We start from the raw sequence: 21,950 nt of genomic DNA on the forward strand, positions 1-21,950 counted from the left end.
GTGAAAAGAGTCATCGTACTCGGTGCGCAGGTGCCGTTTATCAGGGGAGGGGCAGAGTTTCTGAATGAGGAGCTGGTCCGTCAGATCAATTTGTGGGGTAAGCGAAGCCAGGTCGTCGCCGAATTGGTGCAGCTGCCATATCGTTGGTACCCGGAAACGGAGATCCTTTCCTCCGCATTGGCGTGGCGGTTACTGGATCTGAATGAGAGTAACGGTCAGAAGATCGACCTGTGTATTTGTACCAAGTTTCCAACATACGCTGCCTCGCATGCAAACAAGACGCTCTGGTTAGTGCATCAGCACAGGGTGCTTTACGATCTGGAGCGCACGCGTTTTGATTTCCCCCATCTGAACTCGCGGGATGTGGCGTTGCGCGACGCCTTGCGCTTTTCGGACACGCAACTGTTGTCGGACATTGAATCGCGCTACACCATCTCGCAGACCGTGACCGAGAGGCTTCAGCAGTTCAACGGTCTTTCTTCGCAGGTTCTGTACCCTCCATCCAAACTGGCCCCGTTGATCACATCTGGTGACTACGGCGATTATATTTTGTGCATCGGCCGACTCGAGTCGATGAAGCGGCCTGACCTGCTGATTCGCGCAGCGGCACATGTGTCAAAAGCCAAAGTCGTCATAGCAGGCACAGGAGCCAGTGACTATGCGCTCTCCTTGGCACCGTTGGTGCATGAGCTGGGGCTCCAGGACAGGGTAGAACTGACTGGCTTTGTCGAGGATGAGAAATTGCTCGCGTTGATCGCGAATTGCAGGGCTGTTTTCTACTCTCCCGTTGACGAAGACTACGGATTCGCAACCCTGGAGGCATTTGCGGCGCATAAGCCTGTCATTACTGTTGACGACAGCGGCGAAGTCGGAAGGATCGTAAAAGCCACCGGAAGTGGGTGGGTCACCGGTCCCACGGCAGAGGAGATCGCGCAGAGCATCGGGGATTGCTACGCAAGAACCGGTGCGCAACTACGTTCGCTTGCCGATGAAGGTTACCGCCTCAGCACCTCGATTACGTGGGATCGCGTGATACGCGAGCTCGTGGAGGAAAAGATTTGAACACGCGTTTCCGCATTGCCATGGTCGGGCCACTGCCCCCGGAACATTCCGGTATTGCCGAGTATTCGGCCGGGCTGGTGGAACTGCTGCGCGCGCGCGGCGTGCAGGTCGACACGGTGGTTCGCGGTGACGTGGAGCGTATGGGAGCCCAGAAGGTTGTTGATGGGCTGCTTGAAGCGGATGCCGTTGTGTACCAGATGGGAAATCATCCCGCCTTCCATGGATGGATGCTTCCACTTATGGCATGTGTTCCCGGCGTTGTTCACCTTCATGATCTGGTGCTGCACCACATGGTGGCGGGCGTACTGAGTGACGAGGCACTGCTCGGCGACGGGTATGCGCGGGTGCTGGAACAATGGCACTCCGCTGCTGAAGTGAAGAACGCAACGCTTGCGTTGCGCTATGGTTCTCCGATCTGGGGCCGTGACGAAATCGTGCATTACCCGCTTCATCAGGTGGCTACGAAATTTGCGCTCGAAGTGGTTGTGCATTCCAGATACGCGGCTGAAAGGGTTGCCGAGGCGTTTCCCTGGCTGCCTGTTACGGTCATACCCCAGCTCTATCCTGTCGCCGCGCGGCATCGGGTGCGTGATCGTCTCAGCACCATTGCGGTGATGGGTGGTGGTCAAGTGAATCGCAGGTTCGACTGGATCGTTGAGGCGTTGTTGCAGGTCGAGCCCGAGTTGACTCACCCGCTTTCTCTCGAGATAGCCGGGGTGGTTGAACCTGCTGTGCAGCTACAGCTGGAACGTCTTTCGGGTTTGCAGAACGTGCGACTGGTCAATCATGGCCGCATCGACGACGAGCAATTTCGCAGTGTGTTCGAGCGTGCCGACCTGATGATCGCGCTTCGCCAGCCGACCATGGGCGAAGCATCCGCGGTCGTGTCGAAGGCGTTGCAGGCGGGCCTGCCTGTCGTGGTATCGGATCAGGGCTGGTACGCGGAACTGCCGTCCTGCGTCAGGAAAGTGCCTCCCACTTCAGAATGTCCAGAGGTTCTTTGCGGTCTATTGCAGCACTTTGCGCTGGATTCGGCAGCGTACTCGCGTTGGGCAGAAGAATGTCTAGATCAGGCAGGTCGCCCGGAGCTTGACCCATACGGTGCTACCGACCGCTATGTGAAGCTCTTGAAATCCAACCGTGTCTTTTCCGATTTCAGGGATCGCGTCGCCGAGGCCTTGGCCGACCTCAATATCGACCTTGATTCTCCGCTGTTGAGCGAAGTTCAGAGGATCGATGTCCGCAGCACGCTGCGTGGCGACCGGTGGGTCGATTCTGCGCTAAAGGCCTTATCCGAGCGCCAAGTCGACGCGCACGGACAAATGATCTTCGCCACGGTCGAGCCGTACCCTTATACTGAGGCCTTGCCGGTCGAAGCATGTCAAGGAGGGGTGGTACTGATCGAAACCGATCTTAGCGTAGCGGAGCCCTCCAGCGAGGTCACCGTACGGCTGATGCTGAATAATACCAGTGAATTTCCGTGGCTCAGTCCACCCGGACACTCGGTGACGCCGTTCGGCATTTACATCGGGTATTACTGGCGCTCCGTTGCTGCACCGCTGCAGCAAGTGGAGCAGCCGCGCCAATGGATCGATGAGCCAATCGAGCCAGCTTCGTGTCGCGAACAAGTTATCTCGCTTCGCGTGCCAGATGCCGTTGGTGAGTATGAATTGGAAATCGATCTCGTCCAGGAATCTGTTTGCTGGTTCAAAAGTCGGGGGTTTGTACCAGCCCGGCTGCTCGTACGTGTAGAAGCCACTCAATCATGAGGGGGCACATTCATCCAACCCAGGTCCTAACGCATGAAATCGTTTGCGAAAACTCCCGTCTCTTTGTGCACTGCCGCCTTCCTGGCGACTGTCGTCACCCTGGCCGGTTGCTCCAAGTCGCCTGAGGCAGACCAGCCGGCAACCGCCACACCTCAACCGGCTGCTCCGGCCTCCGAGGCACCCAATATGACCACCCCCTTGACGCAGGAGCAGGTAGGGGCTCGCTACGCCATCGTCTCGGACCCTGTGATCGTCAATAATGGTGAGTTGATACGAACCGTTGTGTCGGTCACCAACGCGGGCAAGGAAACGTTAAGTTCGAAGGGCACCTTGCCGATCAACCTCGCGATCTCGCTGGTAGACAGTTCCGGCACTGTATCGACGAAGGATTTTGTACGTGCTCCGCTTCCCGCTGAAGGGATCGCTGCCGGTGCCTCTGCCGAGGTGATCGCCGAGGTGCCTGCCCAGGCAGTGGTCGGAAAGAGCTTGCGATTCGGGTTGGTGCAGGAGGGCGTCGCCTGGTTCAGCGATTTCAAGATCGAGCCGCTCGACTACGGCCCATTCACCAGCTGCGCCGATCAGGGCAAGCAGACCCTATGCGGCGCGGGTGGGAAGCCGCTGTCAACGCGTTGACCTGCACCGCGCGTCGGAGCGTCCCCGACCCTGCATCGGCTCAAAGCCGGAACTAATACGTAAACAAGAGAATGTGTTAATGAAAACTGCGTTGATTACTGGAATCTCGGGTCAAGACGGTGCCTACCTGGCAGAACTGCTGTTGGACAAGGGCTACCGCGTATTTGGCACGTATCGCCGTACGAGTTCGGTCAATTTCTGGCGGATCGAAGAGCTTGGAATTGCGGCCCACCCCAACCTCAATCTGATCGAATACGATCTGACGGATCTAGGTTCGAGCATCCGTATGCTTGAAAGCACCGGAGCCACCGAGGTCTACAATCTGGCGGCTCAGAGCTTCGTGGGCGTGTCTTTCGATCAGCCGACCACAACGGCGCAGATCACCGGTATCGGTCCGGTCCACTTGCTGGAGGCGATCCGTCAGGTGAACCGGGATGTCCGCTTCTACCAGGCCTCGACGTCGGAGATGTTCGGCAAGGTGCAGGCGGTTCCGCAGATCGAAAGCACGCCGTTCTATCCGCGCAGCCCCTACGGCGTCGCCAAGCTCTATGCGCACTGGATGACAGTGAACTACCGCGAGAGTTACGACATCTTTGGTTGCAGCGGCATCCTGTTCAACCACGAAAGTCCATTGCGTGGACGTGAATTCGTGACGCGCAAGATCACCGATTCGGTGGCCAAGATCAAGCTCGGGCTGCTGGACTGCATGGAGTTAGGCAACCTGGACGCCAAGCGTGACTGGGGCTTCGCGCGCGAGTATGTGGAAGGTATGTGGCGGATGCTGCAGGCCGAGGAGCCGGATACCTTCGTGCTCGCGACCAATCGCACCGAGACCGTGCGCGATTTCGTCAGCATGGCATTCAAGGGCGCGGGCATCGACGTCGAGTTCCGGGGAAAGGACGCTGAAGAGACTGCGGTGGACACTGCCACCGGCAAGGTGGTCATGCGCATCAATCCGAAGTTCCATCGCCCTGCAGAAGTGGAGCTGCTGATCGGCGATCCCGAAAAGGCGACCCGTCTCCTCGGCTGGAAGCCTGAGACCACCCTGGAACAGCTGTGCCAGATGATGGTCGAGGCCGATCTGAAGAGGAACGAGCGTGGCTTCTCATTCTGACCTGACGGGGAAGCGGGTTCTGATCAGTGGAGCGTCCGGGTTCACCGGGCGCTACATGGCCCAGCAGCTCAAGGAACAGGGCTGCACGGTCATCGGCGTCGGAACGCGTTCGGACGGTACTGGTACGGCCAGCACCAACGAGTTCTGGCCGATGGATCTACGCGACGGTGCCGACGTCGCTCGCGTCGTTGCGCAGGCCCAAGCCGACTACGTTGTGCATCTGGCGGCAGTGGCCTTTGTCGGTCATGGGGATGCCGACGATTTTTACCGCGTCAATCTGCTCGGCACGCGTAACTTGCTGCAGGCGCTGGCCGCAAGTCACCACCGCCCGGAGAGGGTGCTGATCGCGAGCAGTGCCAATGTCTACGGCAATGCAACTGAGGGCATGATCGACGAGTCGGTCACACCCGCGCCCTCGAACGACTACGCGGTGAGCAAGCTCGCCATGGAGTATGTCGCCAGCTTGTGGTGCGAGCGGCTGCCTCTGGTGATTGCCCGCCCCTTTAACTATACCGGGGTCGGTCAGGCTACCAATTTCCTGATCCCCAAGATTGTTTCCCATTTCGCATCGCATGCCTCTTCCATCGAGTTGGGCAACACCCAAGTGTGGCGCGATTTCGGGGATGTCAGGTCGGTCGTGCTGGCTTATCGCAAGCTCCTGCAAGCGCCAGCGGCCGAGGGGCAGATCGTCAATGTGTGTTCGGGTGTCGCCAGTTCGCTAGGGGACATCATCAGGATCTGCTCGAAAATCACCGGCCACGATATCGGCGTCCAGGTGAACCCTGCATTCGTTCGGGAGAACGAAGTCAAGAAGTTGCTTGGCAGCAATGCCAGATTGCAGGAGCTGATCGGCGATTGGCAGAGTCTTGCGCTGGAGGAGACGCTGCGCTGGATGCTCGAAGCTGCGAGCAGTGAGCAGTGAGAACACCCCAAGAGCATTGAGAGCAATCGAGCTTCGGCTGGAAAATCCAGCCGAAGCCTGGCGTTGCGAATTGGTTCGGCTTCATCGCAAACGCTGATGCACTGCCGGCCGCGAAAAAGCTGCGCCAGCTGAAAATGGCAGGGGTGGCAATGGCAATGGTGGTGGTGGGGCCCCAGCGGCTTATCTGTCGCAATCTGCCTTGCAGATTTCAAGACTTGTCAGCCCGAAGGCAAGCCGCCGCTGGTCTGCAGACATGTCGATCTCGGCGGGGGAGACCGGTGTTTCGTAGTTCAGGACGATATGCACCACCTCATCCGGCTGGCGGGTTGTAACGGGAATCCGCAGTGCCAGCGGTAGGGCTTGTGCTGCAGTGACGCGGGTATCGAGCGCTTGAACGCCATTGACCGTTGCACGGATGCGTAGCGCTTGCTGGGGCCCGGCCAGAAACGGGTTGCCACGCAGAATTACCGTTGTCCTGCCGACGGTTGTTGGGCTGACACGATAGCGCAGCGATGAACTTGTGCCTTCCGACCAGACACCCCATGCCTCGTCGGAAGACCAGCCTTGTGTTAGCAGGCTGCGCAGTGAAGGCAGGGTGATGCTCGTATCTGCCGCAGGCTCGGTGATCGCTGCGTCCTTGGCAGCTTCAATGCTTGCAGGCTTTGTACCCCCTGGTAGACGGAACACCACAACCGCGCCGTCCTCGCGAGTCACCGCTGGCGGTGCGCCAATGGCCTGTGTCCATTCAGCAATGATGCGTGCCCCTTGGTCGGCGTAACCTCGCTTGTCGATGTAGACAGCGTCGAAGCCGAAACGACCAATCGCCTGGAGCTGTGCTGCGGCGGGTTGGGTTTCCAGATTCCGGTAGATCAGGTCGCCCTCACGGCCCTTCATGCCTGCGTAGCTCCATTTCAGTTGCTGCGAGTGTATGAATCCCACCGCAAGGTCATATGCATGCAAGCCATTTTTGGGCGGCACTTCGGGAAACGGCATGTAGGGCAACTGGTAAACCGCCGCACCTACAGGCAGGGTAGCTTCAATGCGGCGGATGAAACGCTTGTCCTGCTCGTATGCAGTGCGCGCGCCGGATTGGCACGGGCCGCATACAGCGGAGGTCTGGTCCCAGATGCCGAAGACCAACATGCCGGCAGCAGCGATCGAGGCAATGGTCATGTGGTACCGACGCCCTACCTTGTCGGAGAACATCTGCACCGCGATGGCTACCGCAGCGAGGGTGCTGAACGTGATGAATATGCTGGCCCGGTTCCAGCCGCGGATGGATGGCGAAACGACGTGGGCGAAGAGTGAGCCAAGCCCGCCGATGGTCATGAATGCCAGAAGGACGCCGGAGAGAATCGCCAACAGAGCAATGCGTTCTTCACTGCGCCGCTCTGCCAGGCGCGCGAACGCGACCAGCGCCAGGATGGCAAGACCAATGGAACCAATCAGGCCCAGGGAGGCCGTCGTGTTTTCGTTTATCAACGGTGTGCTGGCCATGTACTTGGCCGTTACATTGGCCAGCTTAGGTAGCCTGTGGTCGGGGCGGGGCAGGATCAACTGCATCAACTTCACGCCGTAGATCTCCGACTCCGCCGGCGCGCGGGCAGCGACCTCCGGGTTGTGACCGTTGATCCGCTCGTTGATTACGTTGGGTGCGACATTTGCCAGTGTGCCAAGCGCAAGGAAGAAAATGACGGGTGCTGCGAGGCGGGTGATGGACGTCCAGTCCTTATGGAACAGCGCCATGAGGCAAGCCGTTCCAATCAGGATCAGGCCGAATGCCGTGTAATAAACGCCGAAACAGCTCAGGACTAGGTATAGCGCAGCAAGCGTGATCTTGCGTGCGGGCCGGGCGCTCCAGAAATCCAGCGATACGTCGGCGCGTGCGATCCGGATCGCAAGCATGAAATAGATCGGGATTCCGAAATACCAGGTGTAGAAGATGTGCTGCAACCGCAGGAAGTGGAAAGGCGCCAGCGTGAAGAGCATGGCAGTGGTAAATGACAGCGAACGACCGACGCGCAGCCAACGCATCACCCAATATGCCGTCAGAAAGTTCGCGGCAAAGCCCAGCAAGAAGAACAGATTGATTGCCGCGGCACTGCTGCCGGTCAGCATGCCGGCAAGCTTCAGGAACAGGAAACTGCCGGAATCTGCTCCGGGGTAATCGAGGAAAGATGACCCGAATGGGAAGCCGCTCCGCGCGTTCTCGAAGATCCATCCTTCCATTGCTCGCTGTGTCAGCCAGAGGCTGCTCAACGCGTCGCCGCTATATGATAGCGGATAGTCCAGCACGGGCAACAGGCCCGCCCGCCAGCCCACGAGCAGGACGCTGCCCGCCACGACGGACAGAGCAGCGCCTAACAGCAGGGGCAGCCATTCGGCCTTGATCTTGGGGCGGGCCGGCGTTGTAGGAGGAAGTAGGGTGCTCATGTAATCCACAGGTCAAGAATGGATGCGCTGCGCCATTGGGACTGCAAAGCAGGCGTGAGGTGGGGTGACGTTCTGCGCCGCGACTGGCTCAGCTCTGAGAGGCGTCAGGTTTGGGAGCCTGCAACACCAACTTGCTCAGGATGAATGACACTGGCAACGTGACAACGATAGAGATCAGCGGGCCGACCGCCGCCGGCACGCCTAGATGCCCTACGCTGAGTTTCAGTGCTAGAGCCCCAAGTGCATAGGTCACCAGATAGATGAACGGAAACGCCGCAAACTTTAACCAGTTGTGTTGTGCACGGAAGACGTAACGAGTGTTGATCAGGTAGCTGATCAGGATGCCTGCACAAAAACTCGCAAAGTAAGCCCATTGATAATGCATAAAGCGAAGGAGCACCCAGTACAGCGCCAGGGTCAGGCCTGTGTTGAGTGCTCCGCCCAGCAGGAAGCGCAGCGCTACGGAGACCAATGGCCGATGCCGTCGAAGCAGGGTATCGGCCTGTGAGGACTCATCCGCCCACATTCGTCAGACTCTTGAAGGACGAGTAATCGCGGATGTACTCATCGGTGTCGTAGGGCTCGGACGCAAACACCAGCAGCACGGCGTCTTTGGAATACTTGTATTGCGTGCCCCAGATCATCGGCGGCAGATGGATGCCCTGGTTCGGTGAGTTGAGTTCGACATCGATGCGGCGCGTACCGTCGTCCGCTAGCACCCTGACCGAACCGGAGACGCAGACGAGAAACTGATGGCAGCGCTTGTGCGCGTGTTCGCCACGGGTCTCCTGCGTGGGGACGCCATAAACCAGGAAATACCGTCTTGCGTTGAAAGGCAGGAAGCTATCGAAGTCCCCCACGGATAGGGACCCGCGCATGTCCGCAAAGCTGGGCATCTGGTAAAGCTTGACGCCAGGAACGGCGGTGTCGGTGACGCCCTGGGCGGTGGGAAGTGGAGCCGTCTTGTCCGCGTCCTGGTTGGACACGTAGCCGACAATGCGTGCAGGATTGCCAACCACAATAGCGTTAGGCGGCACCGAGCGCGTAACGACTGCACCAGCGCCGATCATCGCACCACCGCCAATGGTGGTGCCGGCCAGGATGGTTGCGTTGGCACCGATCGATGCGCCCGATTCGACCACGGTGCCTAGAAATTTCTCGGGGTACACCCGGCTGCGTGGGAAAAGGTCGTTGGTGAAGGTGGCATTCGGGCCCACGAAGACATCGTCGCCCAAGCGCACGCCGTCCCATAGTTGTACGCCGCACTTGATCGTCACACGATCGCCGACCACTACGTCGGACTCAATGAATACGCCGTCGCAGATGTTGCAGTCACGGCCAAGGCGAGCGCCTGGCAGTACGTGGGCAAATGCCCAGACGCGGGTGCCCTCGCCGATGGTGTCGCTTTCGCAAAGGGCATTAGGATGCACGAAATGACTCACAGGTTATCCTTTTCGAAGTTTTCGACCGACTGCATGATCGATAGGGGCCGCGCTTTGGTATTTTCGAACGCGTGCCAGGCGTAGGTACCCACGATACCCAGGCCCAATGAATTGAGTGCGCCGAAAAAGAGAATGGTCAAGATTGTCAGTGTGTAGCCCGGCACTGCGACGAGTCCGGAAAATTTCGCGGCCAGCACCAGTGCAGCGAGCAACGTGGTAAATGCAAGCGCGATCAAACCCAGCCCCGTCAGCATGCGGACCGGTAGGTCGGTGAAGGCAAAGACGCTATCGGACAGGTACCGCAGTTTCTTGCTCAAGGTCCAGGCGCTCCTGCCGTGCTGCCGCTCGCGCCGTTGATAACTGACAAATTCGCGCTTGCCGCCCAGCCAAAATAGTTGCGCAAGCAGGCTGGAATGGGCTTCGTTCAACAGCAACAGCCGTTCAAGAAAGCCGCGGCTCACAGCGAAGATATCCACGCCACCCTTGGGAATGTCCTTGATGACCATGCGTCGATACGTTGCCCAAAACATGGTTGACGCCAATTTTGATGCGGCCGGATCGCTGCGCGCTTCGCGCACGCCGAAGGCGACGTCGTACCGCTCGCTAGAGTAGCGTTGCCAGAAGTCGATGACCAATTGCGGCGGCTCCTGCAGGTCGGCCGCCATTACCGCAGTTAACTCGCCGCGGCTAAGCTGCAAGCCGGTGCGGATTGCCGGGAACGCGCCGAAATTTCTGGTCAGGGTCGCCAGCTGCGAACTGAAGGCGCAGCCAGGCAACTTGTCACGCAGCAAGGCGTAGCTACGATCGGGACTGCCATCCACCACGAAAATGGCTTCAAACTTCCCGTCGACGCTACGAGCAATCGAATCGACAGCCTGCAGGAGCTCGTCGATCGAGCCCTCATTGCCGTAGATCGGAACAACCAGGCTGAGGGAAGGCGACTGCACCTGGCTCAGAACCGGTTGCATGCTTCGACAATCCGATCGACCTCTTGATCTGTCAGCTCCGGAAAACATGGCAGCGTCGTCACGCGCACCGCATCGGCTTCCGTGTTCGGTAGTACCACAGAATCGAATACGCCCTCATGGCAGGGTTGACGGTGGTCGCACAACGGGTAATGGACCTCCGTCTGCACCCCAGCAGACTGCAGGTGCGACCGCAGTTGCTCGCGGTCATCGGAACGAACGACGTACAGATGCGCCACATTATCGGCGCCCACCATGCCAGCCACTTCGATCTTCGGGTTGGACAGGCCCCGAGCGTAGCGGTTGGCGATATCCCGGCGACGCTGGTTCCAGCCGTCCAGAAGGGGAAGCATATGGCGCAGCATGGCAGCTTGCAATTCGTCGAGGCGGCTGTTGCGGCCCCCCCGTAGGGTATTGGTGTACTTGGCCGTCCATCCGTACTGGCGGAGTTGCGCGGCACGGTCGGCTAGCTGGTCATCGTTTGTCACGATCGCGCCGCCATCGCCCAAGGCGCCCAGATTCTTGGTGGGATAAAAGCTGAAGGAAGCAATATCGCCGAAGCTACCGGCGCGGTGGCCATTCCGTTCGGCGCCGTGTGCCTGTGCGCAGTCTTCCACGACTTTGATGCCACGTGGTTGACACAGCGCGACGATCGCTTCGATGTCAGCCAGTTGGCCATAGAGATGGGTCACGATCACGGCTGCCGGTGCGTTTTCGCCAGCGAGTACTGCTTCCAGCGCAGATACGGACATTAGCCCCGTCCCCGCGCCTGTATCGACAAAAACCGGTGAAGCGCCGCAGGCCAGGACCGCGCTGGTGCCGTACATCGCCGCATTGGCAACAACGGCCACCGTATCTCCCGGGCCGACGCCCAGCGCTTTCAGGGAGAGTTCAAGGGCGTCGGTCCCGTTGGCAACGCTGACGCAGTGACGGCTTCCACAGTAGCTGGCGAACTCCTGCTCAAAAGCCTTCACGTTCGGACCGAGTACATAGTAACCACTCGCGACGATCGTGCTTGCGATCTGAGACAGTGCATCCTGTACGGGCGCAATGTGGCGGGACAACGAGTTGACGGGAATCAGGGCGTCCATGGAATCCGAGGTATCAAGTGATGTGCGGGTGGATTTGAAATGCTGCAGCATTGGTATGCCGCCGTAGAGATCTTTGACCGGAAGGATATCGCGTTCGGCCGGTGGTCAGTGGGCGGGTCTGACTTAGACGTATGAGTGGAAGCGCCGACTCGATCTGCCCGGTATCGCGCCAGCCCCGCAGTGCGGGGCAAAGCGCTTAAACGAGCACAAGCGGCTGCACTGGAATGACTGAAGCGTACATTGGCTGTGCTATCCCGGCAGATCCTGCCTCCTTGCAAAGCCGGTTATTGCATAGCCGTCTTGATCCACTGTAGCTGGCTCTGCCGAATCATCTGTTCCAGGCAAAAGAGCGAAGACACGGCGATAAGGGACGTTCAACCGCCATGTGCCCGGGACCTCGAAGCTTTGCAACGGCATCTACGGTATCCCGCAAAGTGATTGCGAATTATAAACGCACATGTCTACGTGGCGGACAGATTGTCCGCCACTCCAAGCAATCCTGATGGGCGCAGCGTGACCAACAGCCTGCGGCACGCATCTCCGCGCTCAGCCCATCGCCTGTTCCAGCTCCGGCAACAGCGTAAACAAATCCCCCACCAACCCGATATCGGCAATCTCGAAGATTGGTGATTCCGCATCCTTGTTGATCGCCACGATCGTGCCGGCGTCCTTGATGCCGGTCAGGTGCTGGATGGCGCCGCTGATGCCGATGGCCACGTACAGTTCCGGGGCGATGATCTTGCCGGTCTGGCCGACCTGCAGCTCGTTGGGCACATAGCCGGCGTCCACGGCCGCGCGCGAGGCGCCCACGGCTGCGCCGAGTTTGTCGGCCAGGCTGTAGATATGCTTGAAGTTGTCCGCCGAACCCACGCCGCGGCCGCCAGAGACCACGCGCTTGGCGCTCTGCAGGTCCGGGCGGTCGGAGTTGCCGGCAGCCAGGCCGATGAAGCGGGTATGGGTGGGCAGGGTCACATCGACCGTCACCGACTCGACCGCCGCGCTGCCGCCCCTGGCCGCTTCGGGCCAGGAGGCGCTGCGCACGGTGGCTACCACGATCTGGTCGGCCGGGGCCTTGACCGTGATGATGGCGTTGCCCGCGTAGATCGGGCGCTTGAAGGTGTAGGCGTCCTCGACCGTCATCAGGTCGGAGATCTGATTAACGCCGAGCAGTGCCGCAACCACTGGCATCAAATCCTTGCCGAAGGTGGTGGAGGGGCCGAACACATGGGTGTAGCCCTGGCCCGCCAGCTGGGCGATCTGCGGCCCCAGCACCTGGGCGATGGCGTGTTCGTTGGCGGCATTGGTCACCGTCAGCACGCGGGCAACGCCGGACAGCTGCGCGGCCTGTGCGGCGACGCCGGCCGGGTCGGCGGCCAGCACGACCACATCGATGGACCCGGCCGGGATCGCCTGCGCGGCGCTCAGGGTCTTGGCGGTGGCCGCATTGAGCTGGCCGTTGAGATGTTCGGCAATAACGAGAACCTTGGCCATTACAGCAACCCCTTCTGCTTGAGTGCGGCCACCAGTTCGGCGGCATCCTTGACCATGACGCCGCGGCTGCGCTTGGATGGCGCGGCATGGTGAGTGGTGGTCAGGCTGTCGTGTGCGTCCACGCCGAGGTCGGCGAACGCCAGCGTGTCCAGCGGCTTGCTCTTGGCCTTCATGATGTCGGGCAGCTTGATGAAGCGCGGCTCGTTCAGGCGTAGATCGGTGGTAATCACGGCCGGCAGGTCGACTTCCAGCGTTTCCAGGCCAGCGTCCACTTCACGCGTGACCGTGGCCTTGCCGTCGGCCACCACGAGCTTGCCGGCGAAGGTCGCCTGCGGGCGGCCCCACAGCGTGGCCAGCATCTGGCCGGTCTGGTTGGCATCGTCGTCGATGGCTTGCTTGCCCAGGATGACCAGGTCCGGCTGCTCCTTCTCGACCAGCTTGAGCAGGCTGCGGGCGGCGGTGAGCGGTTGGACCGCCGCATCGGTCACCACATGGATGGCGCGGTTGGCGCCCATGGCCAGGCCGTTGCGCAGGTGCGCGGCGGCATCGGCCGGCGCCAGGGTGGCGACCACCACTTCGCTGGCGATGCCGGCATCGCGCAGGCGCAATGCCTCTTCCAGGGCGATTTCGTCGAAGGGGTTGGGCGAGAGCTTGACGCCCTCGGTCACCACGCCGGAGCCATCCGGCTTGACCTGAATGCGGACGTTGTAGTCCACCACGCGCTTGTAGGCGACGAGGATTTTCATCGTGTACGAGATCCTTCAGCTATTGCGGGAAGGCCCGGCCGCGGCGGCAGGCTCGGGAGTGGGGCCATTCTAACCGGGGAGCATCCACCATGCGATGGCGTATGGGTGTTGCAATGCGTCAGAGGGCGCGATTGCGGAGTCGCTCTCGCTTAAGCCCGATAATGCCGGGACCGTATATCCTGTGTTGTTCGATAACGCAGCGCGTTCGGCGCGCGACCAGGAGGGGTAGACAGTGGCGACTTGGCTAGTAACCGGCGGTGCCGGCTTCATCGGTGGCAATTTTGTTCTTGAGGCGGTCTCCCGTGGGATTCGTGTAATCAACCTGGACGCGCTGACCTACGCAGGAAATCTGAACACGTTGGCATCGCTGGAGAACAACGCCGACCACGTGTTCGTCAAGGGCGATATCGGTGACGGTGCGCTCGTCACCCGCCTGCTGCAGGAACACCAGCCTGATGCGGTATTGAACTTCGCCGCGGAAAGCCATGTGGACCGTTCGATCGAGGGTCCGGGCGCCTTTATCCAGACCAATGTGGTCGGAACTCTGGCACTGCTCGAGGCTGTCCGCGACTATTGGAAGGCGCTGCCGGACAAGCGACGCGACGCGTTCCGCTTCCTGCACGTGTCCACCGACGAGGTCTACGGCACCCTGGGCGAGACCGGCAAGTTCACCGAAACCACGCCCTATGCGCCGAACTCGCCGTACTCCGCGTCGAAGGCCGCTTCGGATCATCTGGTGCGCGCGTTCCACCATACCTACGGGCTGCCGGTGCTGACCACCAATTGCTCGAACAACTACGGTCCGTACCATTTCCCCGAGAAGCTCATCCCGTTGGTGATCGCCAAGGCGCTGGCTGGCGAGCCGCTTCCGGTCTACGGCGACGGCAAGCAGGTGCGTGACTGGTTGTTCGTCAGCGACCACTGCGAGGCGATCCGTACGGTGCTGGCCAAGGGCAGGGTCGGCGAAACCTACAACGTGGGCGGCAATTCCGAGCGGCAGAACATCGAGGTCGTGCAGGCCATCTGCGCACTACTGGATCAGCATCGTCCGCGCGAAGACGGCAAGCCACGCGCTAGCCAGATTACCTATGTGACCGACCGGCCCGGGCACGACCGCCGCTATGCGATCGATGCCTCGAAACTGAAAAACCAATTGGGCTGGGAGCCTGCCTATACCTTCGAGCAGGGCATCGCACAGACGGTGGAGTGGTATCTCGGCAATCAGGCGTGGGTGCAGGGCGTGCTGGACGGAAGCTACCGTCTGGAACGTATCGGCGCGGCGGCCTGACGTCTCTCTACTGGTGGCCGCTCAGGTGCGTGCCGACCTTTCAAGGAAGCTCTCATGACACAACGCAAAGGCATTATCCTGGCAGGCGGCTCTGGCACCCGCCTGTATCCAATCACCAAGGGCGTCAGCAAGCAGCTGCTGCCGGTGTACGACAAGCCGATGATCTATTACCCGCTCAGCGTGCTGATGCTGGCAGGTATCCGGGACATCCTGATCATCAATACACCGCACGAACAGGCGCTGTTCCAGTCGCTGCTGGGCGATGGTTCGCAATGGGGTGTCAATATCCAGTATGCCGTGCAACCGAGTCCAGACGGGCTGGCACAGGCATATCTGATCGGTCGCAACTTCGTTGACGGAAAGCCGAGCTGCCTGGTGTTGGGCGACAACATCTTCCACGGTCACGGCCTGACCGAGACCCTGCGCCGGGCCGACGCGCGTGAGCAGGGGGCGACCGTGTTCGGTTACTGGGTCAACGACCCGGAGCGCTACGGTGTCGCCGAATTCGATCAGCAGGGTAAGGTGATCGATATCGCCGAAAAGCCGGTGCAACCGCGTTCCAACTACGCGGTGACTGGGCTGTATTTCTATGATGGCAAGGCTAGCGACTATGCGGCCGCCTTGAAGCCATCGCCCCGCGGCGAACTGGAGATCACCGATCTCAATCGCTGCTATCTGGAAGCGGGTGATCTGCACCTCGAACCCCTGGGTCGCGGCTATGCGTGGCTGGATACCGGCACGCACCAGTCCTTGCATGAAGCGGCCAACTTCATCGAAACCATCCAGATGCGCCAGGGTCTGCAGGTGTGCTGCCCCGAGGAAATCGCATTTGGTCAGGGCTGGATCGACACCGAACAGCTGGAGCGCCTTGCGGCACCGCTGGCTAAAAATGACTATGGTAAATATCTAAACGCACTAGCCAAGCGTGGAGTGGTCCGTTGAAAGTGATCGAAACGACGTTGCCTGGTTGCGTTGTGATTGAGCCCGCAGTCTTTGGCGATGCGAGGGGATATTTCTTCGAAACGTGGAATGCCGAGCGTTTCAGGCAGCACGGCCTGCCCCCGAACTTCGTGCAAAGTAATGTCTCCACATCCGCCAAGGGTGTCCTGCGTGGCCTGCATTATCAGTGGCCACGTCCGCAGGGCAAGCTGGTTAGCGTCCTTGCCGGTGAGGTGTACGACGTTGCGGTTGATCTGCGGTCTGGCTCGCCGCATTTCGGGCGCTGGACAGCTGTCCTGCTGAGCGCTGAGAACCGTCGCCAAGTCTGGATACCGGAGGGCTTTGCACATGGCTTCGCAGTGCTGTCGGAAACTGCACTGTTCAGTTACCTGTGCACCGATATCTACGTCAAGGAGGCCGACGCCGGCGTGCGTTGGGACGATGCTGCAATCGGGATCGATTGGCCGATCAGCAATCCTGTGCTGTCTACCAAGGACGCAGCCGCGCCGTTTCTGGCCGATGTGCCGCCTGATCGCTTGCCAGCCTTTCCAGCATGACCACGTTGGTATTTGGTGCCAGCGGACAGGTCGGTACAGAACTGTTACGTGCACTTGCAAAAGACGGGGCAAAGGTAGTGGCGGCGACCCGTAATGGTCAGCTGCCTGACGGCACGGCCTGTGAGACCGCAGATTTCGACGCGCCGGAAACATTGCTTGGCTTGCTGGACCGATTAGGGCCAACTCGCGTCGTCAACGCAGCCGCTTACACCGCCGTCGATCGTGCCGAGCAGGACCCTGATGCGGCCTTTCGTGCCAACGCCGAGGCGCCGGCGGTCATTGCGCAATGGTGCGCGCGTGCCGATGTGCCCTTGGTCCATTATTCGACCGACTATGTCTTCGACGGGCAGGGCACTCGCCCCTATCGGCCGGACGACGCCACCGCGCCGCTCGGCGTGTACGGGCAGAGCAAGCTGGCCGGCGAACAGGCGGTGCAGGCGGCCGGCGGCCGGCATCTGATCTTCCGCACAGCCTGGGTTTACGCGGCGCATGGAAACAATTTCCTGCGGACGATGCTGCGCGTGGGAGCCGAGCGCGACGTGCTGCGCGTGGTCGTCGACCAGATCGGCACGCCGACGCCGGCCGCGTTGATCGCCGACATCACGGCGCACGCGCTACGCCAGCCCGGTGAACCCTCCGGCCTGTGGCATCTGACCGCTGCGGGGCAGACCTCCTGGCATGGTTTCGCCGAGGCCATCTTTGCCCAGGCCCACGCGCGCGGTCTGCTCGCCCGCGTGCCGCACGTGGAAGCGATCAGTACCGCCGACTATCCAACGCCGGCCATGCGCCCTGCCTATTCGCGGCTGGATACCCACAGCCTGCAGGACACCTTCGGTGTGCACCTACCCGCTTGGCAGGACGGACTGAGCCGGGTGCTTGACACGCTCGCCCGCGAGTGAGCCTCTGAGTGGTTTGATGGGCCGGTGTGGCGTCAGCACTGACCCATAGCCTACACCCCGCTTCGGCCATCATCTGGGGCTGGTCCGCGCCGGGCCGACGAACTGCTCCGTGCAGGTCGCGGCGGGCGTGTATGTGCCGCTGAAGCGAGTGCGACGCGTGATGCATGGGCTGGACGCGTGCGTGCGCTGCATCGCATCGGTCGGCACTGTGCAGGTTCTTGCGTGTCCCCCAGCGGGCGCTCCGGCTCATGGCGGGCGCGTCCGCACCGTCTTCACGCCATGGCCTGCGTGCAGCGCGCTGCATCCTCCCCCATCCAAAATTGCAAGGAATTCCAATGAAGATCGCTGTCGCGGGTACCGGCTATGTCGGTCTGTCCAATGGCGTGTTGCTCGCCAAGCACCATGAGGTCGTGGCGCTGGATATCGTCGAGGACAAGGTCAAGCTGTTCAACGAAGGCCGCTCGCCAACTGTCGACAAGTAACTCGAGGCCGCATTGGCCGAGGGTGGCCTGAACTTCAAGGCCACGCTGGACGCCAACGAGGCGTTTGCCGGCGCCGAGATCGTGATCATCCCCACACCCACCGACTACGATCCGGACACCAATTACTTCAACACCCGCTCGATCAAGGTAGTGATCGCCAAGGTACTGGAGATCAACCCGCAGGCAACGATGGTGATCAAGTCGGCCATTCCGGTCGGCTACGTGGTCAAGCTGCGTGAGCAGTTCGGCACCGACAACATCATCTTCTCGCCCGAATTCCTGCGCGAGGGACGGGCGTTGTACGACAACCTATACCCGTCCCGGATCATCCTCGGTTAGCGCTCGGCGCGCGCGGAAACCTTCGCGCGGCTGCTGCAGGAAGGCGCGCTCAAGCCCGACGTGCCGGTGTTGTTCACCGAGCCTACAGAGGCCGAGGCGATCAAGCTGTTCGCCAACACCTATCTGGCGATGCGGGTGTCCTACTTCAACGAACTGGACACCTACGCGCTCACCCACGGTCTGAACAGCCGTCAGATCATCGAAGGCATCTGCCTGGATCCGCGCATCGGCAGCCACTACAACAATCCGTCCTTCGGCTACGGCGGTTACTGCCTGCCCAAGGACACCAAGCAGTTGCTGGCCAACTACCAAAGCGTTCCGCAGACCATCATCCGGGCAATCGTCGATTCCAACACCACCCGCAAGGACTTCATTGCCGCCGACGTGCTGCGGCGCAATCCAAAGGTAGTTGGGATCTATCGCCTGATCATGAAAGCCGGCTCGGACAACTTCCGTTCGTCCAGCATCCAGGGCGTGATGAAGCGCCTCAAGGCCAAGAGCGCGGACATCATCGCGTACGAACCGACGCTGAGCGATCCAGAATTCTTCCGCTCGCGCGTGGTCAACGACCTGGAAACCTTCAAGCGTGAGGCCGACGTTATCATCAGCAACCGCATGGCCGACGCGCTGCAGGACGTGCAGGACAAGCTCTACACGCGCGATCTGTTCGGCGACAACTGAGTAGGGTCAGCGCCGCGTTCTGGCGGGTGGCAATGCCACTCGTTTAGGCGTCCATGAGGTTCACACGATGCGGCGCTGCTTGTCACCTCGCAGGCGGCCCCGCTTGCCTTTCTAGACGGTATCCGGATGCGGGCGGTACAGTCGCGTCGCCCGCGTGCACAGGTGTGCAATGCAGCCTGCGATCTTTGATCTGCCCACGCGTGGCGTGTCGCAATCCAAAGTGGGTCGCGGGTAACGCAAGACGGCGGCCATGGGCCGCCGTCGATCTTGCCGTCTACGTTGGGCGCGTTATCACGCCCGGCCGTAGGTATCCTCAAAGCGCACGATATCGTCCTCGCCCAGATAGCTGCCGGACTGCACTTCGATCAGCTCCAGCGGCAGCTTGCCCGGATTGCGCAGGCGGTGGGTCACGCCGAGCGGGATGTAGGTGCTCTGGTTTTCGGTCAGCAGCAACACTTCTTCGCCACGCGTCACTTCGGCAGTGCCGCTGACCACGATCCAGTGTTCCGCGCGGTGGTGGTGCATCTGCAGGCTCAGCACGGCACCGGGCTTGACGGTGATGCGCTTGACCTGGTGGCGCTGGCCCATGTCGATCGAGTCGTAGGCGCCCCACGGGCGATAGACCTTACGATGCCAGGTGGCCTCGGAGCGACCGTCGGTCTTGATCCGTCCGACCACCTCCTTCACTTCCTGGATGCGATCGCGGTGGCCGACCAGCACGGCGTCCGGCGTCTCGACGACCACCACGTCTTCCAGGCCGACCATGGCAATCAGGCGCGAGCCGTAGGCATAGGTGTTGCGGCAATCCAGCTGGATCACGTCACCATGATGCGCGTTGCCCTGCGCGTCCTGCTCGGACACATCCAGCAGCGACGACCACGAACCGACATCGTTCCAGCCGGCATCCAGCGGGACCACGACCGCGTCGGCAGTCTTTTCCATCACCGCGTAGTCGATCGAATCCGACGGGCTGGCCGCGAACGCGTCCTTGTCCAGGCGGGTGAAGTCGGCATCGCGCTTGCCGTTCTGCCACGCGGTCTGGCAGGCGTCGGCGATGGCGGGATGGAACTTGCGCAGTTCCTCCAGATAGCGGGAGGCGCGGAACAGGAACATGCCGCTGTTCCAGTAGTACTCGCCGCTGCTCAAGTAGCCTTGCGCAGTCGCCAGGTCCGGTTTTTCGACAAAGCGTTCAACCGCGCTGACGCCCGCGCCCGCGCCGGCCTTGATGTAGCCATAGCCGGTTTCGGGTGCGGTCGGCTTGATGCCAAAGGTGACCAGCTTGCCCTGTGCTGCTGCTTCAGCAGCCACTTTCACCCCGGCCTGGAATGCAGCCTCGTCGCCGATCACGTGATCGGAGGGCAGCACCAGCAGCAACGGATCGCTGCCATCACGCGTGGCTTCCAGCGCGGCGACCGCAATGGCGGGGGCGGTGTTGCGGCCCTTGGGCTCCAGCAGGATGGCAGAGGGCTTGACGCCCAGCTGCTGCAGCTGCTCGGCGGCCATGAAGCGATGCTCTTCGTTGGCCACCACGATGGGGGCGTGGCCGGCAACGGGAGCGGCGCGCAGCCAGGTGGCCTGCAGCATGCTCTTGTCGCCGACCAGCGGCAGGAACTGCTTGGGGTAGGACTCGCGCGACAGCGGCCACAGGCGCGTGCCGGAACCGCCGGACAGGATGATCGGAAGGACGTCGCTCATGGGCGGGGGAAACTCCAGTGCGTCAAGGTTGGGGGAGAATGGTAGATCAGGCGCGCAGCAAGTCGGAAATCTCTTGCGTGCGCGTTTCCAGCAGTGCGGCATCGCCACGCGTTTCCACGTTCAGACGCAGCAGCGGCTCGGTGTTGGAGCTGCGCAGGTTGAAACGCCATTGGCCGAAATCGGCGCTGATACCGTCGGTGTCGTCCAGCTCCGGCGACAGGTCGGCGTAATGCTCCATCACGCGGGCAACCGAGGCCTTGGCATCGGCGACCTTGAAATTGATCTCGCCGCTGCAGGGGAACTTCTGCATGCGCGCCTCGACCAGGTCGGCCAGCGAGCGGCCGGACTGCGACACCAGCTCGGCGATCAGCAACCACGGAATCATGCCGGAGTCGGCGTAGGCGAACTCGCGGAAATAGTGGTGCGCGCTCATCTCGCCGCCGTAGATGGCGTTCTCGCTGCGCATCTTTTCCTTGATGAAGGCATGGCCGCTCTTGCACAGCACCGGGATGCCGCCGGCTTCTTCAACCTGCTCGACCGTGTTCCAGGTCAGGCGCGGGTCGTGCACGACCTTGCCGCCCGGCTGCTTGGCCAGGATCGCCTGCGCCAGCAGGCCGACCAGGTAATAGCCCTCGATGAAGCGGCCGGTATGGTCGAAGAAGAAGCAGCGATCGAAGTCGCCATCCCAGGCGATGCCGAAGTCCGCACCGTGATCCTTGACCGCCTTGGCGGTGGCATCGCGGTTTTCCGGCAGCAGCGGGTTGGGGATGCCGTTGGGGAAATTGCCATCGGGTTCGTGGAAAACGCGCACAAATTCGAACGGCAGGTGCGGGGCGAGCAGGTCCACGATCAACCCGGCGCCACCGTTGCCGGCATTGACCACCAGCTTGAGCGGCTTGAGCGTGCTGCGGTCCACGTAGCTGAGCAGGTGCTCCAGGTACGCGGTCTTGTCGGTACGGCTCTGCTCGCTTGCCGTTGGCTCACCGGGCGCGGCGGTATCGGACGCGACCGTGTCGCGGATCGCAAACAGGCCGGTGTCCGAACTGATCGGGCGCGCCTGCTCGCGCACCAGCTTCATGCCGTTGTAGTCCATGGGATTATGGCTGGCGGTCACCATCACGCCACCGGCGGCCTTGAGGTAATCGGTCTGGAAATAGACCTCCTCGGTGCCGCACAGGCCGATATCGATGACCTCGCGGCCACTGGCGCGCAGTCCGGCGGACAGCGCTGCCTGCAGCGCCGGGCTGGCCAGGCGCACGTCGTGGCCCAGGACCACGGGCCCCTGATCCAGCTGCGCCGCCAGCGCCACGCCGATTCGGCGGGCCAAGTCCTCATTGAGTTCATCCGGCACGCGGCCGCGAATGTCGTAGGCCTTGAAGGCGGGTAGCGTCATGGGCAATTC

The 21,950-nt window shown here is 61.3% G+C and carries 18 protein-coding genes and 1 pseudogene; 10 read left to right on the forward strand and 9 right to left on the reverse strand.

Going from position 1 to position 21,950, the window contains the following annotated elements:
- The 5 genes from XcuCFBP2542_RS03545 (at position 1) to XcuCFBP2542_RS03565 (ending at position 5,500) form a co-directional block, all read left to right on the forward strand.
- Entirely contained in the window at positions 1 to 1,062 is a 1,062-nt protein-coding gene (locus XcuCFBP2542_RS03545; RefSeq protein ID WP_104602247.1) for a glycosyltransferase family 4 protein, read from the forward strand.
- Positions 1,063 to 1,082: 20 nt separating this feature from the next.
- A complete protein-coding gene (locus XcuCFBP2542_RS03550; protein ID WP_104602248.1) occupies positions 1,083 to 2,831 on the forward strand; it encodes a glycosyltransferase in 1,749 nt (582 codons plus the stop codon).
- A 33-nt stretch (positions 2,832 to 2,864) separates the two neighbouring features.
- Positions 2,865 to 3,464 (forward strand): glycosyltransferase, encoded by a 600-nt coding sequence (locus XcuCFBP2542_RS03555; RefSeq protein WP_104602249.1) that lies wholly within the window; start codon positions 2,865 to 2,867, stop codon positions 3,462 to 3,464.
- A gap of 79 nt (positions 3,465 to 3,543) precedes the next feature.
- Positions 3,544 to 4,578 carry a GDP-mannose 4,6-dehydratase gene (gmd, locus tag XcuCFBP2542_RS03560; protein WP_104602250.1) on the forward strand — a complete coding sequence of 345 codons (1,035 nt, stop codon included), beginning with the start codon at positions 3,544 to 3,546 and terminating at the stop codon, positions 4,576 to 4,578.
- On the forward strand, positions 4,562 to 5,500 hold the full coding sequence (locus tag XcuCFBP2542_RS03565; protein WP_104602251.1) for an NAD-dependent epimerase/dehydratase family protein: 939 nt from the start codon (positions 4,562 to 4,564) through the stop codon (positions 5,498 to 5,500). Before gmd ends, XcuCFBP2542_RS03565 begins: the two co-directional genes overlap by 17 nt.
- 180 nt (positions 5,501 to 5,680) lie before the next feature.
- On the opposite strand, the gene XcuCFBP2542_RS03570 is transcribed toward XcuCFBP2542_RS03565, so the two are convergent.
- The 7 genes from XcuCFBP2542_RS03570 to XcuCFBP2542_RS03600 form a co-directional block, all read right to left on the reverse strand.
- On the reverse strand, positions 5,681 to 7,933 hold the full coding sequence (locus XcuCFBP2542_RS03570; RefSeq protein WP_104602252.1) for a sugar translocase: 2,253 nt from the start codon (positions 7,931 to 7,933) through the stop codon (positions 5,681 to 5,683).
- Between the two features lie 88 nt (positions 7,934 to 8,021).
- On the reverse strand, positions 8,022 to 8,459 hold the full coding sequence (locus XcuCFBP2542_RS03575; protein WP_104602253.1) for a GtrA family protein: 438 nt from the start codon (positions 8,457 to 8,459) through the stop codon (positions 8,022 to 8,024).
- The gene (locus XcuCFBP2542_RS03580) at positions 8,446 to 9,375 is read right to left on the reverse strand and encodes a WxcM-like domain-containing protein (RefSeq protein ID WP_104602254.1); all 930 of its coding nucleotides are present in this window, start codon (positions 9,373 to 9,375) and stop codon (positions 8,446 to 8,448) included. Before XcuCFBP2542_RS03580 ends, XcuCFBP2542_RS03575 begins: the two co-directional genes overlap by 14 nt.
- Positions 9,372 to 10,343: a glycosyltransferase family 2 protein gene (locus XcuCFBP2542_RS03585; RefSeq protein WP_104602255.1), complete on the reverse strand. Its 972-nt coding sequence runs from the start codon at positions 10,341 to 10,343 to the stop codon at positions 9,372 to 9,374. Before XcuCFBP2542_RS03585 ends, XcuCFBP2542_RS03580 begins: the two co-directional genes overlap by 4 nt.
- Positions 10,328 to 11,431 carry a DegT/DnrJ/EryC1/StrS family aminotransferase gene (locus tag XcuCFBP2542_RS03590; protein ID WP_104602256.1) on the reverse strand — a complete coding sequence of 368 codons (1,104 nt, stop codon included), beginning with the start codon at positions 11,429 to 11,431 and terminating at the stop codon, positions 10,328 to 10,330. Before XcuCFBP2542_RS03590 ends, XcuCFBP2542_RS03585 begins: the two co-directional genes overlap by 16 nt.
- Before the next feature lie 546 nt (positions 11,432 to 11,977).
- Positions 11,978 to 12,922, reverse strand: a complete 945-nt coding sequence (locus tag XcuCFBP2542_RS03595) for an electron transfer flavoprotein subunit alpha/FixB family protein (RefSeq protein WP_104602257.1) — start codon at positions 12,920 to 12,922, stop codon at positions 11,978 to 11,980.
- Positions 12,922 to 13,668: an electron transfer flavoprotein subunit beta/FixA family protein gene (locus XcuCFBP2542_RS03600; RefSeq protein WP_104602258.1), complete on the reverse strand. Its 747-nt coding sequence runs from the start codon at positions 13,666 to 13,668 to the stop codon at positions 12,922 to 12,924. Before XcuCFBP2542_RS03600 ends, XcuCFBP2542_RS03595 begins: the two co-directional genes overlap by 1 nt.
- 232 nt (positions 13,669 to 13,900) lie before the next feature.
- On the opposite strand from XcuCFBP2542_RS03600, the gene rfbB reads away from it, so the two are divergent.
- From rfbB to XcuCFBP2542_RS03625, 5 genes and pseudogenes are all read left to right on the forward strand, one after another.
- On the forward strand, positions 13,901 to 14,956 hold the full coding sequence (gene rfbB / locus XcuCFBP2542_RS03605; protein ID WP_104602259.1) for a dTDP-glucose 4,6-dehydratase: 1,056 nt from the start codon (positions 13,901 to 13,903) through the stop codon (positions 14,954 to 14,956).
- A gap of 54 nt (positions 14,957 to 15,010) precedes the next feature.
- Complete coding sequence (gene rfbA, locus XcuCFBP2542_RS03610; RefSeq protein WP_104602260.1) at positions 15,011 to 15,898, forward strand: glucose-1-phosphate thymidylyltransferase RfbA; 888 nt, start codon at positions 15,011 to 15,013, stop codon at positions 15,896 to 15,898.
- Positions 15,895 to 16,452 carry a dTDP-4-dehydrorhamnose 3,5-epimerase gene (gene rfbC / locus XcuCFBP2542_RS03615; protein WP_104602261.1) on the forward strand — a complete coding sequence of 186 codons (558 nt, stop codon included), beginning with the start codon at positions 15,895 to 15,897 and terminating at the stop codon, positions 16,450 to 16,452. The genes rfbA and rfbC overlap by 4 nt, the downstream gene beginning before the upstream one ends.
- Positions 16,449 to 17,351 carry a dTDP-4-dehydrorhamnose reductase gene (rfbD, locus tag XcuCFBP2542_RS03620; protein WP_104602262.1) on the forward strand — a complete coding sequence of 301 codons (903 nt, stop codon included), beginning with the start codon at positions 16,449 to 16,451 and terminating at the stop codon, positions 17,349 to 17,351. The genes rfbC and rfbD overlap by 4 nt, the downstream gene beginning before the upstream one ends.
- 335 nt (positions 17,352 to 17,686) lie before the next feature.
- A pseudogene (locus XcuCFBP2542_RS03625) lies at positions 17,687 to 18,853 on the forward strand (nucleotide sugar dehydrogenase).
- A 291-nt stretch (positions 18,854 to 19,144) separates the two neighbouring features.
- Here XcuCFBP2542_RS03625 and XcuCFBP2542_RS03630 read toward each other — a convergent pair.
- Positions 19,145 to 20,548 (reverse strand): mannose-1-phosphate guanylyltransferase/mannose-6-phosphate isomerase, encoded by a 1,404-nt coding sequence (locus tag XcuCFBP2542_RS03630; RefSeq protein ID WP_104602263.1) that lies wholly within the window; start codon positions 20,546 to 20,548, stop codon positions 19,145 to 19,147.
- A gap of 46 nt (positions 20,549 to 20,594) precedes the next feature.
- Positions 20,595 to 21,941 carry a phosphohexomutase domain-containing protein gene (locus XcuCFBP2542_RS03635; protein WP_104602264.1) on the reverse strand — a complete coding sequence of 449 codons (1,347 nt, stop codon included), beginning with the start codon at positions 21,939 to 21,941 and terminating at the stop codon, positions 20,595 to 20,597.
- Positions 21,942 to 21,950: the final 9 nt, after the last annotated feature.

This window comes from Xanthomonas cucurbitae (assembly GCF_002939885.1).
Lineage (GTDB): Bacteria > Pseudomonadota > Gammaproteobacteria > Xanthomonadales > Xanthomonadaceae > Xanthomonas > Xanthomonas cucurbitae.

Bases quoted from the DNA above. Each gene is read 5' to 3' on its own strand.
- XcuCFBP2542_RS03555 (WP_104602249.1), top strand. From the start codon at position 2,865: ATGAAATCGTTTGCGAAAACTCCCGTCTCTTTGTGCACTGCCGCCTTC.
- XcuCFBP2542_RS03570 (WP_104602252.1), bottom strand. From the start codon at position 7,933: ATGAGCACCCTACTTCCTCCTACAACGCCGGCCCGCCCCAAGATCAAG.
- XcuCFBP2542_RS03585 (WP_104602255.1), bottom strand. From the start codon at position 10,343: ATGCAACCGGTTCTGAGCCAGGTGCAGTCGCCTTCCCTCAGCCTGGTT.
- XcuCFBP2542_RS03600 (WP_104602258.1), bottom strand. From the start codon at position 13,668: ATGAAAATCCTCGTCGCCTACAAGCGCGTGGTGGACTACAACGTCCGC.
- XcuCFBP2542_RS03630 (WP_104602263.1), bottom strand. From the start codon at position 20,548: ATGAGCGACGTCCTTCCGATCATCCTGTCCGGCGGTTCCGGCACGCGC.
- rfbD (WP_104602262.1), top strand. From the start codon at position 16,449: ATGACCACGTTGGTATTTGGTGCCAGCGGACAGGTCGGTACAGAACTG.
- XcuCFBP2542_RS03635 (WP_104602264.1), bottom strand. From the start codon at position 21,941: ATGACGCTACCCGCCTTCAAGGCCTACGACATTCGCGGCCGCGTGCCG.
- gmd (WP_104602250.1), top strand. From the start codon at position 3,544: ATGAAAACTGCGTTGATTACTGGAATCTCGGGTCAAGACGGTGCCTAC.
- XcuCFBP2542_RS03575 (WP_104602253.1), bottom strand. From the start codon at position 8,459: ATGTGGGCGGATGAGTCCTCACAGGCCGATACCCTGCTTCGACGGCAT.
- XcuCFBP2542_RS03590 (WP_104602256.1), bottom strand. From the start codon at position 11,431: ATGGACGCCCTGATTCCCGTCAACTCGTTGTCCCGCCACATTGCGCCC.
- XcuCFBP2542_RS03595 (WP_104602257.1), bottom strand. From the start codon at position 12,922: ATGGCCAAGGTTCTCGTTATTGCCGAACATCTCAACGGCCAGCTCAAT.
- XcuCFBP2542_RS03550 (WP_104602248.1), top strand. From the start codon at position 1,083: ATGGTCGGGCCACTGCCCCCGGAACATTCCGGTATTGCCGAGTATTCG.
- rfbA (WP_104602260.1), top strand. From the start codon at position 15,011: ATGACACAACGCAAAGGCATTATCCTGGCAGGCGGCTCTGGCACCCGC.